We start from the raw sequence: 14,479 nt of genomic DNA on the forward strand, positions 1-14,479 counted from the left end.
GGGCGGCACGAGGCCGGAGCACGTGGCGGCGGCGTCGGGGCGGGCGCACGACGCAGGAGGCGCGGGTCACCGACCCGCGCCTCCTGATTTTTGCACGTTCTGCACTCGTCCGCGCACCATCGCCGGAGCGGACGCCGAAGGGCCCCGCCGATGCGGCGGGGCCCTTCGCGGTCGGGAGCGGCGGCGGTCAGCGGCGGCCGAGGCGGCGTTCGCCGGCCGCACCGGTCTGGTACACGAGGCCGTAGTGCTCGAACACGGCGGGCTCGCGGGCTGCCTCGAGCTCGCCGTCGGTCTCGATCGACGGGGCGTCCTTGACGAGCTTCTTCGCGAACTGCACCTTGAGGTGCTTGGGGGCGACGACGGCACCCTGCAGCGGCACGAAGACCAGGCGCGAGCGGCCGAGCAGTCCGGCGGTCACCGTGGCGAAGGCGGGCTGGTCGGCGGCGGTGTCGAAGTAGATGCTCTCGAGCGAGCCGACCTTGTCGCCGTCGGGGTCGACGACCGGCATGCCGATCCAGTCGCGGATGTTCTCGGCTTCGAACATGGGTGCCTCCTCTGGCGCGGGCCCCGTCCGGGCCCTCTCGGTCGAGGCTAGTGGAGCGTGCGTGCCGACGCTCAGGCGGGGACGCGCCCTCGCAGGGCCTTCTCGGCGAAGCCCCGGACCTCGTCGGTGAGCCTCAGGCGGTCGGGTCCGTCGACGGCCGCGAGGAGGGCCTCGGCCCGGTCGGGCCCGAGCCCCGTGAAGGCCTCGCCGATCGTCACCCCGTGCGACGGTCGTGACAGCACCGTGACGCCGTCACCCGCCTGGACGGGCCCCGCCTTCACCACCCGCAGGTAGGTGCCGGGGCGGCCCTCGGCGTAGAACCGCTTGACCCACATGGCCTCGCCGAGTCGGCGGGCGAACGTGCCGCACGGGACGCGAGGCTTCGTGACCTCGAGCACGAGGGTGCCGCCCACGGCCCAGCGTTCGCCGATCACCGCGCCCGTGACGTCGACCCCGGACGTCCGCAGGTTCTCGCCGAACAGCCCCGGCACCACCTCGCGGCCGAGCAGCTCGGCGAAGTGGGCGGCGTCCTCGTCGGCGAAGGCGTACACCGCCTGGTCGATCCCGCCGTGGTGCTTGCGGTCGGCCTGCACGTCGGCACGGAGGCCGAGGGGGCGCACGTGGACGGGCCCGTCCACGGGGCGCTTGTCGATGGCGGTCACGCCGATCGTGCCCGAGTCGGGCAGCAGGGCCGACACCCGGCAGACGGCCGTGACGGACGCGGTCGGGGCCGTGACGGAGGCGGTCGCGGCGGTGACGGAGACGGGGGCGGCGGTCATGCCCCCATCGTGGCGGACGACGGGACCGACGGGAAGCACCGAGCCGCGCCTCCTGACCCCGCGTCCCCCCACCGCCCCACGACGGGTGTCACCCGATTGCGGGCTGGATGCCCATCGGGCAACCTGCCAGGCTCGCCCCGACGAAAGGGATGACATGGTTCACGGCGGCTACGCGGTCATCGACGTCGAGACGACGGGTCTCTGGCCCGGGCGACACCATCGGGTGATTGAGATCGGCATCGTGCACCTCGACGTCCACGGTGAGGTCGAGGCGTCGTTCGAGACCGTCGTCGACCCCTCGCGGGACCTCGGGCCCATCCACGTCCACGGGCTCCGCAGCGCGGACGTCCGCGGGGCACCCCGGTTCGAGCACGTCGTCGACGACCTCTGCGACCGCCTGCGCGGACGCGTCGTCGTCGCGCACAACGCCCGCTTCGAGGCGCAGTTCCTGGCCGCCGAGTTCGCGCGCCTCGGGCTCGTGTCACCGCTCGGGGCCGACGGGTCGGGCGCACTCTGCACGATGAAGCTCGCCCCCACGTATCTTCCCGGCGCCGGCCGCACGCTCGCCGACTGCTGCGCGGCCATCGACGTCGACCTCTCCGTCGCCCACGAGTCGCTCGGTGACGCGGCGGCGACCGCCCAGCTGCTGTCCGCCTACCTGCGCATGGGTGACGCCCAGTCGGCCTGGTGGCAGGACTGGGGCCGCTACGCCGCCCTGCAGCAGTGGCCGACGGCCGAGACCCCGCGGTCCACGCCTCACCCCCGGTACGCAGGAGGCGCGGGTGGCGCCGACGACGGAGGCCACGTCCCCGGCCGCGCGGCCTGGCGGGCCCGGCGCCGTGTCGCCCGGGTGCGCGACCTCGCGCCCGCCCCCTCCGCCGTCCTCTCGGCGTCCGGCGCCGTGGGGCCCACGGCTCCGGCGGCGGTGCCCCCGGCGAGCCCCGCGGGCGGCACGCACCTCGCGGGTCCCGTCGACCTCGACCTCGATCGCGACGTCTACGGCCTGTCCGTCGAGCCGGCGCCCACCGAGCCGCGCTTCCTCGAGCGGGCGACCGAGCTGCTGCCCCAGCTCGGCCTCGACCGTCGTCAGGACCAGTACGCGGCGATGCTCGACAAGGCACTGTCCGACGGCTACCTCTCGAGGGACGAGGCCGGGAACCTCGCGACCCTCGCCGCCGAGCTCGACCTCGACGACCTGTCCCGTGCGCTCGTGCACGACCGCTACTTCGCCTCCCTCGTCTCGACCGTCTGGGCGCACGACGTGCTCTCGGACGACGAACGGCGGCAGGTGGACGCGGTCGCCGAGATGCTCGGCATCGCCCCGCACCGGCGCGACGCGGCTCTCGTGCCGTCCGTGCTCGAGCGCGCGCCCCGTCCGGCGGAGGACGACGAGCTCGACGAGTTCGAGGTCATCGAGGGGCTCGACGAGTCCCTCGGAGCGGCACCGGAACCCCGCACGCCGTCCCTGGCCCGGCCCGACGTCGGTCCGCTGGCACCCGGCGCACACGTCGCGCTGACCGGATCGCTCAGCCAGGAGAGGGACGCCCTCGTGCGGACGCTCGAACGTGCCGGGTTGGTCGTCTGGCCGGCGGTCACGACCGAGACGTCGCTGGTCGTCGCCGCGGACGTCGCCTGCGCATCGGGCAAGGTCCGCAAGGCCCTCCGTTACGGGGTGCCCGTCGTCGACGAGACGCAGTTGCCGTTCGTCCTGGCCCGCTCGCGTCGGTCACGCACGGCGGCCTGACGCCGAGGAGGCGCGGGATGCCCCGTGGGGGATCGCTCCTTAGAGGGCGGGATCGTCCGTGAAGTGGTCGTCGCTGTCGAGCGACGGCCACTCGGTCAGTTGCTCGGGTGCGGTCTCGGGGAGGGTGGTGCGTGCCATGGGGTCCGTCGGGTCGGGGGTGCTCGGTGCCTCCGGTCGGACCACCTCCCGAGCTGCGGGAGGACGGCGACCGGGAGCTGGGGCTGCCTGCGCCCACCGTACGCGCCTCCCGGGGCTGCGCCTAGCGGAACGGCCGGTCCCGACGGTGGTGGGCACCGAGCCCTCCGGTCCATTTGCATGATGTGCAAGATTCCTTCGGCGTTCATCTTCGAGCGCGTCCACGAGGCCTAGCGTCGCACCGGGGCCATCGTGCCGCGGTCATCGGTCGGTGACCGGCGAGGGTCCCGGAGGGCGGTACCGATGGACGTGTTCGTCACCGTGGTGCTCGTGGTCGTGATCGCGCTGGTCTTCGACTTCACGAACGGCTTCCACGACACGGCCAACGCCATGGCCACCTCGGTCGCCACCGGTGCCCTCAAGCCGAAGGTCGCCGTCCTCATCTCGGCCGTCCTCAACCTGGTGGGTGCGTTCCTCTCGACCGAGGTCGCGAGCACCGTCTCGAACGGCATCATCCGCGAGGGAGACGGCGGAGTGCAGGTGACACCGGTCATGATCTTCGCCGGTCTCGTGGGTGCCGTCATCTGGAACCTCGCCACCTGGTACCTCGGGCTGCCGTCCAGCTCGTCGCACGCCCTCTTCGGCGGCCTGATCGGGGCCGCGGTCATCGGTGCCGGCGTGGGGGCCGTCGACTTCGGCGTGGTCCTGTCGAAGGTCGTCCTGCCGGCCCTGATCTCGCCCGTCGTGGCGGGCGTGGTCGCCCTCGTCGCCACTTACGTGGCCTACCGGATCACGCGGCAGGCCACCCTGCGGGGGTCCACCGCCGGCTTCCGGCACGGGCAGACGATCAGCGCCTCCCTGGTCTCGCTCGCCCACGGCACGAACGACGCCCAGAAGACGATGGGCGTCATCACGCTGACCCTGATCGCCGCCGGCTACCAGGGCGCCGGCAGCGCCCCGCAGCTCTGGGTGGTCCTCGCCTGTGGCCTCGCCATCGCGCTCGGCACCTACCTCGGGGGCTGGCGCATCATGCGCACCGTGGGCAAGCGCATCACCGACGTCCAGGCCCCGCAGGGGTTCGCGGCCGAGACGAGCTCGGCCGCGACCATCCTGATCTCGTCCCACCTCGGGTTCGCCCTGTCGACGACCCAGGTGACGTCGGGGTCCATCGTCGGGGCAGGGCTGGGCAAGAAGCTCGCCACGGTGCACTGGGGCGTCGTCGGCAGGATCGCCTCGGCCTGGGTGGTGACCCTGCCGGCCGCCGCGCTGGTCGGAGGGCTCTCGGCCTGGCTGGCCAGTTCGAGCACGGCGGGCCTGGTGGTGGTCGCGGTGCTCGCCCTGGCCGGTGGGCTCGCCTTCGCCCTCCTCGCCCGACGGCACCCGGTGACCCACGAGACCGTCAACGACAGCGACGAGGCCCCGGCCGCCGAACGGGTCGGCGCGAGCCGCGGACGAGGGGAGTGACCATGTTCTTGGGAGTCGACTGGGGCGCCTTCGTCGTGGTCTTCGCGACCGCGCTCGCCGCCACCGCCGTCATCGTCACCGCGTTCGCGACGGGGGTCCGTCTGTTCGCGGACGGCGCCGTCGAGTCCGACGGCGGGGCCGGTGTCGCCGTCCCGAGCGCGGACCCGCCGCGGTCGAGACCGCTGGGCGCCACGGTCGCCGGCGGGCTGTGCTTCGCCGTGGGGATCGCTGCCGTGCTCGTCGGACTGTGGCTGATCGTCCCCCAGTTCCACTGACGGCCCGGTCGGCGGGCCGGCGAGTATGGTGCGGGCATGACCAACGACAACGGCATCCCCGACGGTTCGACCGACATGACCGAAGACGACAAGAAGTACACCGAAGACCTTGCCGACGGGTCGAAGCAGGGCCTCGTCGACGACTCCGAGCAGAGCGACGACAGCGAGGTCTCGGACGGCAAGGACAGCTAGTCGCCCGGGCTCCGGCCCCGACAGGTCACGACATGCCGCTCACGTGCGAACGTGGGCGGCATGTCGCGTTTCCCCGACACGATCCGTCCCGATCACGACCCTGCCGGCCAGCCCGTGTCAACCCCCCGTCGCGTTTTCACCATGTGCGGTCACCGCCCCCCGGGAGAGGGACAGAGTGACAGGTCGTACCCCGATCACGACCGTCACCCGGACGGTCGCCGACGATCCGAGAGGCACGACATGAGCGACGACGAACGCTACGACGGAGACCCGTCCACCCCGGTCTACGACACCACCTCCGAGGGGCAGCCGCTTCGCGGCGCCGCCTCCGGGCACGACCACCTGCGCCGCGACGACGCCGTGACCGACCTGGGCGACCAGGTCGGCGCGTACGCCGACATCACCGACCCCGACGCGACGGCGAGCGACTTCAGCGCGACCGCGGCCCCGGTCGTCGAGGAGCACCTCGGGCACGACCACACCGGCACCGACGCCGGCACCGGCACTGGCGCCGCCGACACCGCGAAGGCCAAGGCCGGCGCCGCGAAGGACGAGGCGGCCGGGGTCGCGGACGACGCGAAGTCCGCGGCCTCCGACGTCGCCGGCAGTGCCAAGGAGCAGGTCTCCAAGGTCGCTTCCGAGGCCGGCGGCCAGGCCAAGCAGCTCTTCGGCCAGGCGACGGGCGAGCTCAAGGAGCAGGCCGGCGCCCAGCAGGAGAAGGCCGCGGCCGGCCTCCGCCAGGTCGGCGACCAGCTCGGCTCGATGGCCGACTCCGCCGACAGCGGCATCGCGGGCGAGCTGGTCCGCAACCTGTCCGGTCGCGCCCACGGCGTCGCCGGTTGGCTCGAGGGTCGCGACCCGGGCAGCCTGCTCGACGACGTGAAGTCGTACGCGGCGCGCAAACCCGGCACGTTCATCGCCATCGCCGCGGTCTCCGGCCTGCTCGCCGGACGCGTCGTCAAGTCGCTGACGGCGGAGGCCGGGGACGAGCACGCCGCCACGACCGGAGACGCCGGAGGTGCGGCGAGCCGGCCCGCGCCTCCTGCGTCCGCCGCCGCGCCGAGCCGTCTCGTCGGTGACGTCGGCCCCGTGGCCGGTGAGTACGACGTCGTCACCGAGGGCGACGTCCCCGGCGTCGGCACGTCGACGCCCGACTCCAGCGTGCCCACGACGTGGCCCGGCACCTCGGGGACGCGCGCGTGAGCGACCCGTTCCGCGAGCCCGTGGCGACGCCTCCCGCCCCGGAGGACAAGGCCGCGACCACGTCGCTCGGCGACCTGCTCTCCGGCGTGACCGGTGACATCTCGACCCTCTTCCGCCAAGAGGTCGAGCTGGCCAAGGCCGAGCTCACCGAGTCGGCCAAGAAAGCCGGCAAGGGTGCGGGCATGTTCGGCGGAGCGGGTCTCACCGCCCTCTTCGCCCTACTGTTCGTCTCGCTGGCCGCCATGTGGGGCCTCGGCGTGCTGATCGGCCTCGGCTGGTCGTCGCTGATCATCGCGGTCGTCTACGCGATCGTCGCCCTCGTGCTGTTCCTGCGCGGGAGGAAAGAACTGAAGAGCATCAAGGGGGCACCGAAGACGGTCGACTCCCTCAAGAAGATCCCCGAGACCGTCACGCCTGGAGGCACCGCATGAGCACCACCGACCAGAACGGCAGCAGCCGCACGCCCGACGAGATCCGCGCCGAGATCGAGCGCACGCGCGTGGGACTCGGCAACGACGTCGACGCGCTCGCCGACAAGGTGAACCCGTCGAGCATCGCGCATCGTCAGACCGAGAAGGTGAAGAGCCGCTTCTCGGGCGTCAAGGAGTCGGTCATGGGTGCGGCGCACGATGCGGCCTCGTCGACCTCGGGTGCCGGTCACGACGCCGCGGGCAGCGTCTCGGACGCCTCGTCGGCGGCCGTGCACAAGGCGAAGGGCAACCCGCTCGCCGTCGGCCTCATCGCCTTCGGAGCCGGCTGGCTCGTGTCGTCGCTGATCCCCGCCTCGGACAAGGAGAAGGAGCTCGTCTCCGACGCCAAGGACGCAGCGGGCCCGGCACTCGACTCGGTGAAGGGTGCGGCGCAGGACGTGGCGTCGAACCTGAAGGAGCCCGCCCAGGAGGCGTTCGCCTCGGTCAAGGGCACGGCGCAGGACGCCGCCTCGACCGTGAAGGACGACGCCTCGAGCGCCGCGGGCGACGTGAAGGACAGCGCCCAGCAGTCGAAGGAGAACGTGCAGGGGGCCTGACCCCTCGGGCCCGCGTCCCGACGGACGCAGACAGGCCCGTCCCGACGAGAGTCGGGGCGGGCCTTCGCACGTGACCGGGCGGAGGAGCTCCCTGCCGATGGAGTGATCGTGCGACTCGGACCCCGGCCGACCGGGGTCGGCGTGGCCTCGATCGGCTCGAGCAGGTCAGGATGGTCGGATGCCCTCGTCACCCCGCGCCCGTCTCGTGCGTCGATCGGCCGGTACGGCCACGCAGACCGCCACACCCCCCAGCCCGATGCAGCGCCCCGGCGCCTTCCGGTTCGGCCTCATCGCGACCCTCGGCGGAGGGCTCGGCGTCGGCATCATCGTCGCCCTCATGGCCCTGTCGACGATCCTCGTCTACATCGGCCTCGCGTTCTTCCTCGCGCTCGCCTTCGAACCGGTCGTCCGACGCCTCGCGCGCGCCGGCGCCCCGCGCTGGGTCGGCGTCGTCGTCGCCGTCGTGCTGGTCGTCGGGGTCGTCGTGGGCATCGTCGCGGCCGTTGTGCCCGCGCTGATCGAGCAGATCGGGCACGTCGTGCAGACGGCCCCCGCCGCCCTGCAGGAGCTCTCGCGCCAGCCCTGGGTGCAGCAGGCCGTCGAGACCGTCGGGTTCGACGTCGACGTCGACGACGCGGTCGGCGCCGTCACCTCGTACCTGCTCGACCCCGACCAGTTGCTCGCCCTCGGCGGAGGCCTGCTCGCCGTCGGCCAGGGGATCACCAACGCCATCACCGCGGTGATCGTGGTCGCGATCCTCACCCTCTACTTCGCGATCACCCTCCCGCAGATGCTGCGCTCGCTCAGTCGCGCCGTGCCCCGCAGCCACCGCGAGAACGTCATGAGCATCTCGGACGAGATCTTCCTGTCGGTCGGCCGCTACGTCGCCGGGCAGGTGGCGCTCGCCGCCGTCAACGCCGTGTTCGTCTTCATCGTGCTGACGATCGCCGGCGGACCGGTGCCGGTGCTCTTCGCCACCCTCGCGTTCCTGGGCGCACTGATCCCCGTGGTCGGCACGGTCGTGGCCTATGCGATCATCATCGCCGCCACGATCACCGTCTCGCCGGTCACCGCGATCGTCGTCGGCATCGTGCTGCTCGTCTACGCCCAGGTCGAGGCCTACGTGCTGACCCCACGGGTGATGTCCAAGGCCGTGGCGGTGCCCGGCGCCCTCGTCATCGTGGCGGCCTTCGGGGGAGGGGCGCTCGGCGGCATCCTCGGTGCCCTCGTGGCGATCCCGATCGCGACGGCCGGAGTGGTCGTCTTCGAGCGGGTCGTCGTGCCGCGCCAGCAGCGGGTCTAGACGGTCCGGGTCCAGACCGTCGGGTCGTCCGGGCCGTCGGGCCGTCAGGCCGTCAGGCCGTCAGGCCGTCCGAGCGGCGGCACGCGGGTCTGGGCAAGGGCACGGCGGGGCGCTACCGTGGCGGACATGAGCGGCGAACGCGCGGACGTGACCCTGTCGGACGGCACCGCCCTGGCGGCCACCCGGTGGCGGGGCGACGGCCCGACCGTGGTGCTGTTGCACGCCGGCGTCGCCGACCGCCGGAGCTGGACGGGCGTCGCCGACGAACTCGCGGCCGACGGTCTCGACCTGGTGGCCCACGACCGCCGCGGGTTCGGCGAGAGCCCGGCCTCCGCGGCCGACGGCGGCGCCACGCACCTGGCCGACCTCGTGGAGCTGCTCGACCGGCTGGGCCTCGGGCGGGCGTTCGTCGTCGGGAACTCGATGGGCGGTGCGCTCGCCCTCGACCTGGCCGTGACCGCACCCGAGCGCGTGGCGGGCGTGCTGCTGATCGGTGCCGCGGTCAGCGGCATGACCGACGACGACACCCCGTTCGACTGGACCCCCGACCCGGCGTCGGGTCCGCTGATGGAGGCCCTCGACGAGGCGTCCGGCAGCGGCGACGTCGAGGCGCAGGTCCGTCTGCTGGCCCACCTCTGGCTCGACGGTCCTGCGGCGCGGAGCGGCCGAGTCACGGGTGCCCCCCGCGAACTCTTCGAGCGGATGAACGCCCGCATCCTCGAGGTCGCCGCACCGGACGGGGCCGGAGACGCCGGGCTCGACACGTGGAGCCGCCTCGGCGAGGTCGCGACGCCGGTCCTGGCGACCTGGGGCGCGCTCGACATCCCCGCCGACGAGCCGTTCTACGCCGAGACGGCTCGACGTCTCGGGCAGGGACCGGGTCGGGTGCTGCCCGGCGTCGCCCATCTGCCGGGTCTCGAACGGCCCGGGCTGGTGGCCGACCTCGTCCGCGAGGTCGTCGCGGGCGTCGGGAACTGAACCCGCGCCTCCTGGTCGTCAGATCGCGGGACCGCCGGGTGCCGGCGGGCCGGCCGGGTCGTCGTCACCGGCGAGCAGCAGGTCGATGCGGAGTTCTCGTTCTCGCGTGTAGGCCGTCAGTGCCCGGATCACCCAGAGCAGGGTCCTGATCAGGAGCACGGCCAGCGTGACGGCCAAGGCGAACACCACCACGAAGAAGACGGGGTAGAGGACGCCGACGAGGGAGAAGCCGTTGGAGTACATCCCTCGACGCTAGGTCACGACCGGGGCCTGCGGGCTCCACCTCGCGGTGGAGCCCCGGGACTCACTCCTCGGCGTCCGCCGGGCTCTCGTCGGCCTGCGCTGTCTCGTCCATGCGGTCGCGGAGGTGGTCGGCCATCGAGGCCGCGCCCTCGTCGCCGTGGTCGGCCTCGACCTGTTCGATCAGGCCGCTCAGCTTCTCGTGGTCGGTCGCCTCGGTGGCCCCGTCCATGACGGGTTCGGTCTGCTTCTCGTCGCTCATGCACCGGACGCTACGCCCACGGGGTCCGCGACGGCTGGACCCGCGCCTCCGCCCGTGACGTGCGGCGCGGGGCCGGTCCGCGGGAGGTGCGACGGAAGGCGCGACGGGCCCACCGAGGGGTAGCATGCGCGACCCGCGGCGGGTGGGGTACGCAGGGCCGGGCATCGCCTGGCAGCCCTGCGCGTGTCGCCCCGCACGTGCCTGGGATGGACCTCTGCCCCACCGGAACGAGGACCACATGAGCACGACGACGCGCCCCGCACACACCCGCACGAGCACCGCCCGCACGAGCACCCCCCGCACCGACGACATCACCCGTGCCGCGGCCGACCTCTTCGGTTGGACCGACCTGCACCCCGCCCAGGTCGAGGCCCTGGAGGCGGTGGTCGCCGGCCGGGACACCCTCGCGGTCATGCCCACGGGATTCGGCAAATCGGCGATCTACCAGGTGGCCGGTGCCGTGCTCGACGGGCCCACGGTCGTCGTCTCGCCGTTGATCGCGTTGCAGGCGGACCAGGTGGCGGGACTCGTCGGACGCCCCGACGCCCCGCCCGCCGTCGCGATCAACTCGGGCCACACCGACGCCGAGAACGACGAGGGCTGGGAGCGCCTCGCCGCCGGAGAGGTCACCTACGTCTTCCTCGCCCCCGAGCAGCTCGCCCGCGATGAGACCGTCGACCGCCTGGGCGACGCCGGGGTCGCCCTCTTCGTCGTCGACGAGGCGCACTGCGTGTCGTCGTGGGGGCACGACTTCCGGCCCGACTACCTGCACCTCGGCGAGGTCGTCGAGCGTCTCGGGGGACCCACCGTGCTGGCCCTCACGGCGACCGGGTCGGGCCCGGTGCGGGACGAGATCGTCGAACGCCTCCGCCTCGACGACCCGCTCGTGCTGAGCCACGGCTTCGACCGGCCCACCCTCTCCCTCGAGGTCGTGCGGCATGAGGACGACGACGAGAAGGCCCGCGCCGTGGTCGAGCAGGTGGCCGCCTCGACGACGCCGGGCATCGTCTACGTCGCCACCCGCAAGGCGACCGAGCACTACGCCGCCGCGATCGCCGAGCGCTGCCCCGACCGCACCGTCGTCGGCTACCACGGCGGCCAGCGCTCGGCCGAGCGGGGCGAACTGCACGAGCGGTTCCACGCGGGCGAGGTCGATGTGGTCGTGGCGACGAGTGCGTTCGGCATGGGCATCGACAAGCCCGACGTCCGGTTCGTCGTGCACGCCGACGTGCCCGACTCGCTCGACTCGTATTACCAGGAGATCGGCCGGGCCGGGCGCGACGGCGAACCCGCCACCGCGACCCTGCACTACCGCCCCGAAGACCTCTCGCTGCGCTCGTTCTTCGCCTCCGGCCTCCCCGGGCGCGCGGACCTGCGGGGCGTCTTCACCGCGCTCTCGGCGGCGGGTCGGCCCGTCCGGCGATCGGAGGTGTCGGACCAGCTGGCCCTCGGCGCGCGCACGGTCTCGCGCCTCATCGACCTGCTGCTCGAGGGCGGTGCCCTGGCCGAGTCGTCGAAGGGGTTCGAGCCGGTCGACGGCTTCGACGCCCGCAGTGCCGCCGAGGCGGCGCGCGGGGTCGCCGAGACCCGCGACCGGGTCGAGCGCTCGCGCATCGAGATGATGCGCACCTTCGCCGAGGCGCCCGGCTGCCGTCGGCACTTCCTGCTCGGCTACTTCGGCGAGGACTCGCCCGAGCGGTGCGGCAACTGCGACGGCTGCCGGGCCGCCGAGAGGGCAGGCGACCCCCGGGAGGCGCGCGGAGGCGAGCAGGACGACGTCACCGACACCGCGCCTCCTGCGTTCGCGCCCGACGCACGCGTCGTGCACGCGACCTGGGGCGAGGGCACCGTGATGAGCACGGACGCCGATCGCATGACGGTGTTCTTCGAGAGCGAGGGCTACAAGGTGCTGGCCGTCGCCGACGTGCTCGCGCATGACCTGCTCACGCCGGCCTGACCGGCTCGACGGGCTCGCCGGCGGCGGCGAGGACGGTGGCGATCGTCCGGGGGTGGGCCAGCACCCGGAAGTGGCCGCCCGCATGGAGGCGCACGTTGACGGCGCCGGGCAGTTCGCTGCCCTCGGGGATGTGGGGGTCGAACTCGCCGAAGACCGAGGTGATGCGGCCGTTGACCGACTCGTCCCGAGCGAGCCGCATCGTCGTCGCGTCGCGGGGTGAGAAGGCCCGGAGGGCGGGCAGCACCAACCAGGTGGCGTAGCGCGACCCCGAGAACGGCGAGCAGACGGCGACCATCGACCGCACGCGGCGGGTCTCGTCGAGCAGCGCCATGACGTACTTGCCGATCAGGCCGCCCTTGCTGTGGGCGACGATCACGACGTCGGTGAGTCCGTGAGCGAGCAGGTGGGCGGCGACGTCGCGGGCGGTGGCCTCGACCGGACGGCTGTTCCATCGCAGGTCGTCGAGCACGTGCACGGGGTGGCCCTCGGCGTGCAGGCGTTCGATCATCGGTCGGAGGAAGGCCCAGGTCTCCCACACGCCGGGGACGACGAGGACGGGCCGACCGGTGCCGCCGAGGTAGCGCTCCGGGTCGCGAGGACTCGTGACGGCCCTCACCTGCCAGACGGCGGCGTAGGCGTAGTCCTGCACCCACCACACGGCGTGACGGACGAGCACGGGGAGGCGGGGCACCACCCCGACCCTAGGCGTCGTCGTGCGGGACGTCCCGGCTCAGACGCTGTCGGGGTCGAGGACGAGCGTCGTGCCCGCGAACAGGTGCTGCGCGTCGTCGATGACCTGGAGGCCCTGGTTCATGTAGAGGAGCGCCGAGACCGAGATGCCGAAGCGCCGGGCGACGGCGTCGATGAGGTCGTCGGGCGCGACGGTGTACCGCTTGGGCGAACCGGACGCCGTGGTCGCCTCGAGCGCTCCCGTGGCGAAGGCCACCGCACCCGAGTCGACCGGGGCGATGTTCGTCCCACGCGGCGGCACCGACCAGGCGACCGGGGCGACGGCGAGCACCTTCCCGGCCGAGATCTCGACGGGGACGTCCGGGGAGGTGCTGGTCGAGTGGACGACGAGGGTCGAGAGGTACGACGGCTGGGTGACCGCTCCGAAGCTCCAGGACGCCGATGCCGGGGTCGCGGTGGGCCCCCCGATCTCGGAACCCCCGTCGCCTCCGAAGGTGATGCCGTCGCCGACGGACGGAGCGACCTGGTAGAACGACACCCCCACCGGGACGGGCAGGCTCGAGGTGAAGTCGGTCACGTCGGTCGTGTAGGTGCCGTCGCCGGTGGCGACCACCCGGTAGTGGAAGTGGATGCTGCCCTTGGGGGACGCCACGTCGGATTCGGCGACGACCGTGCCGGCGGGCACCGGGGTGATGAACGGCGCCGGCGCCGCAGCGTCCTCGGGCGGCGGGGTGGCCGCCCGGGGCGAGGGCGTCGCGGGGGCGGTCGGCATCGGCGACGGGGAGGCGCTCGGGGTGGGTGTCGAGGTGCGGGCGATCGTGGTCGGGCTCGCGGACCCGGTCGGTGCCCCGGCCGCGAGCGGGGCCGAGCCGTTCGTGGACAGGACCGCGCTCACGACCACGGCGACGAGGGCCGCGGCGGCGACGACGCCGCCGATGACGGCGAGGCGGCGGCGGCCGGACCGGGGGGCGGGTTCGTCGTCCTGGTCGTCGACGGTCGCGCCGACCGGGTCGGCCGAGGCCGCGCTCGCGGCGCCGCTCGTGGTGGCCGAACCCGCGGTGCCGGGGTGCGACCAGGCGACGAGTCGAGGTCCGGCAGCGTCCGACGCGTCGACCGTGTCGGCGTCGTCGTCGGTGTCGGACGCGGGGGGCGCGAAGGGTTCGTGACCGGGCGTGACTCCCTCGTCGTCGCCCGCCCCCGGTGTGTGTCGTGCCATGGTGCCCCCTCGGCGACGATCCTAGGCGACGGCGTGGACCGGGTCGAGACCGATCGGTCGGGTCCCGGTCCGGGTACGAACCTGGAACAGCCTGTGAACCCCGGCGGCCCGCGGACACCCGGCCTACCGTCACGGGTGTACCGGGTCAGTCCGGTCGACCGACAACCAGGAGGTACGTCATGTCCGTTGGTGACAAGGCAAAAGATTTCGTCCAGAAGGCCGCCGGCAAGGCCGAAGAGGCCGTCGGCAAGCGCACGGACGACGAAGAGCTCACGAAGCAGGGTCACAAGGACCAGCACATGAGCGACGAGCGTCTCGAGACCGAGAAGGCCAAGGACGACCTCGGCAAGAACTGATCGTCCCGCCGACCCCGGTCGGCAACACGAAGGGCCCGGCATCCGCGGATGTCGGGCCCTTCGTCGTCCCGGCTGAGACCGGGGAACGAGCGGGTAAAGGTGCAGAGTGTGCAA

17 protein-coding genes are annotated in these 14,479 nt (G+C 73.1%); 11 read left to right on the top strand and 6 right to left on the bottom strand.

Features of this window, described 5'->3' with window-relative positions; translation table 11 throughout:
* Positions 1 to 187: 187 nt before the first annotated feature.
* Both ARTHRO9V_RS13990 and ARTHRO9V_RS13995 read right to left on the bottom strand, forming a co-directional pair.
* Positions 188 to 544, bottom strand: a complete 357-nt coding sequence (locus ARTHRO9V_RS13990) for a PRC-barrel domain-containing protein (protein ID WP_043596802.1) — start codon at positions 542 to 544, stop codon at positions 188 to 190.
* Positions 545 to 615: 71 nt separating this feature from the next.
* Positions 616 to 1,323, bottom strand: a complete 708-nt coding sequence (locus ARTHRO9V_RS13995; protein ID WP_159828011.1) for an MOSC domain-containing protein — start codon at positions 1,321 to 1,323, stop codon at positions 616 to 618.
* Between the two features lie 154 nt (positions 1,324 to 1,477).
* Between ARTHRO9V_RS13995 and ARTHRO9V_RS14000 the strand changes: the two genes are divergently transcribed.
* The 9 genes from ARTHRO9V_RS14000 to ARTHRO9V_RS14040 all read left to right on the top strand — a co-directional run bounded on the left by ARTHRO9V_RS14000 (position 1,478) and on the right by ARTHRO9V_RS14040 (position 9,644).
* Complete coding sequence (locus ARTHRO9V_RS14000) at positions 1,478 to 3,067, top strand: 3'-5' exonuclease (protein ID WP_159828014.1); 1,590 nt, start codon at positions 1,478 to 1,480, stop codon at positions 3,065 to 3,067.
* 438 nt (positions 3,068 to 3,505) lie between these two features.
* On the top strand, positions 3,506 to 4,666 hold the full coding sequence (locus ARTHRO9V_RS14005; protein WP_123570636.1) for an inorganic phosphate transporter: 1,161 nt from the start codon (positions 3,506 to 3,508) through the stop codon (positions 4,664 to 4,666).
* Positions 4,667 to 4,668: 2 nt separating this feature from the next.
* On the top strand, positions 4,669 to 4,941 hold the full coding sequence (locus ARTHRO9V_RS14010; RefSeq protein ID WP_159828017.1) for a hypothetical protein: 273 nt from the start codon (positions 4,669 to 4,671) through the stop codon (positions 4,939 to 4,941).
* 36 nt (positions 4,942 to 4,977) lie between these two features.
* Complete coding sequence (locus tag ARTHRO9V_RS14015) at positions 4,978 to 5,133, top strand: hypothetical protein (protein ID WP_157485374.1); 156 nt, start codon at positions 4,978 to 4,980, stop codon at positions 5,131 to 5,133.
* Between the two features lie 240 nt (positions 5,134 to 5,373).
* Positions 5,374 to 6,336 (top strand): hypothetical protein, encoded by a 963-nt coding sequence (locus ARTHRO9V_RS14020; protein ID WP_159828020.1) that lies wholly within the window; start codon positions 5,374 to 5,376, stop codon positions 6,334 to 6,336.
* Positions 6,333 to 6,767 carry a phage holin family protein gene (locus ARTHRO9V_RS14025; RefSeq protein WP_082460459.1) on the top strand — a complete coding sequence of 145 codons (435 nt, stop codon included), beginning with the start codon at positions 6,333 to 6,335 and terminating at the stop codon, positions 6,765 to 6,767. The genes ARTHRO9V_RS14020 and ARTHRO9V_RS14025 overlap by 4 nt, the downstream gene beginning before the upstream one ends.
* The gene (locus ARTHRO9V_RS14030) at positions 6,764 to 7,363 is read left to right on the top strand and encodes a DUF3618 domain-containing protein (RefSeq protein ID WP_159828023.1); all 600 of its coding nucleotides are present in this window, start codon (positions 6,764 to 6,766) and stop codon (positions 7,361 to 7,363) included. Before ARTHRO9V_RS14025 ends, ARTHRO9V_RS14030 begins: the two co-directional genes overlap by 4 nt.
* Positions 7,364 to 7,541: 178 nt before the next feature.
* A complete protein-coding gene (locus ARTHRO9V_RS14035) occupies positions 7,542 to 8,666 on the top strand; it encodes an AI-2E family transporter (protein WP_056046815.1) in 1,125 nt (374 codons plus the stop codon).
* 126 nt (positions 8,667 to 8,792) lie between these two features.
* Positions 8,793 to 9,644 (top strand): alpha/beta fold hydrolase, encoded by an 852-nt coding sequence (locus tag ARTHRO9V_RS14040; protein WP_159828026.1) that lies wholly within the window; start codon positions 8,793 to 8,795, stop codon positions 9,642 to 9,644.
* 18 nt (positions 9,645 to 9,662) lie between these two features.
* Here the strand turns inward: ARTHRO9V_RS14040 and ARTHRO9V_RS14045 are convergent, their stop codons facing one another.
* Both ARTHRO9V_RS14045 and ARTHRO9V_RS14050 read right to left on the bottom strand, forming a co-directional pair.
* Positions 9,663 to 9,887 carry a hypothetical protein gene (locus tag ARTHRO9V_RS14045; RefSeq protein ID WP_159828029.1) on the bottom strand — a complete coding sequence of 75 codons (225 nt, stop codon included), beginning with the start codon at positions 9,885 to 9,887 and terminating at the stop codon, positions 9,663 to 9,665.
* 61 nt (positions 9,888 to 9,948) lie between these two features.
* Entirely contained in the window at positions 9,949 to 10,146 is a 198-nt protein-coding gene (locus tag ARTHRO9V_RS14050) for a hypothetical protein (RefSeq protein WP_054146271.1), read from the bottom strand.
* Positions 10,147 to 10,384: 238 nt separating this feature from the next.
* Between ARTHRO9V_RS14050 and ARTHRO9V_RS14055 the strand changes: the two genes are divergently transcribed.
* On the top strand, positions 10,385 to 12,103 hold the full coding sequence (locus ARTHRO9V_RS14055; RefSeq protein ID WP_159828032.1) for a RecQ family ATP-dependent DNA helicase: 1,719 nt from the start codon (positions 10,385 to 10,387) through the stop codon (positions 12,101 to 12,103).
* Here ARTHRO9V_RS14055 and ARTHRO9V_RS14060 read toward each other — a convergent pair.
* Together ARTHRO9V_RS14060 and ARTHRO9V_RS14065 are read right to left on the bottom strand one after the other, a co-directional pair.
* On the bottom strand, positions 12,090 to 12,794 hold the full coding sequence (locus tag ARTHRO9V_RS14060; RefSeq protein ID WP_123570852.1) for an alpha/beta fold hydrolase: 705 nt from the start codon (positions 12,792 to 12,794) through the stop codon (positions 12,090 to 12,092). The genes ARTHRO9V_RS14055 and ARTHRO9V_RS14060 overlap by 14 nt on opposite strands.
* A gap of 39 nt (positions 12,795 to 12,833) precedes the next feature.
* Positions 12,834 to 14,009, bottom strand: a complete 1,176-nt coding sequence (locus tag ARTHRO9V_RS14065) for a LysM domain-containing protein (protein WP_159828035.1) — start codon at positions 14,007 to 14,009, stop codon at positions 12,834 to 12,836.
* A 179-nt stretch (positions 14,010 to 14,188) separates the two neighbouring features.
* On the opposite strand from ARTHRO9V_RS14065, the gene ARTHRO9V_RS14070 reads away from it, so the two are divergent.
* Complete coding sequence (locus ARTHRO9V_RS14070) at positions 14,189 to 14,365, top strand: CsbD family protein (RefSeq protein WP_157485369.1); 177 nt, start codon at positions 14,189 to 14,191, stop codon at positions 14,363 to 14,365.
* Positions 14,366 to 14,479: the final 114 nt, after the last annotated feature.

The sequence above is a fragment of the Frigoribacterium sp. 9N genome (genome assembly GCF_902506305.1).
GTDB lineage: Bacteria > Actinomycetota > Actinomycetes > Actinomycetales > Microbacteriaceae > Frigoribacterium.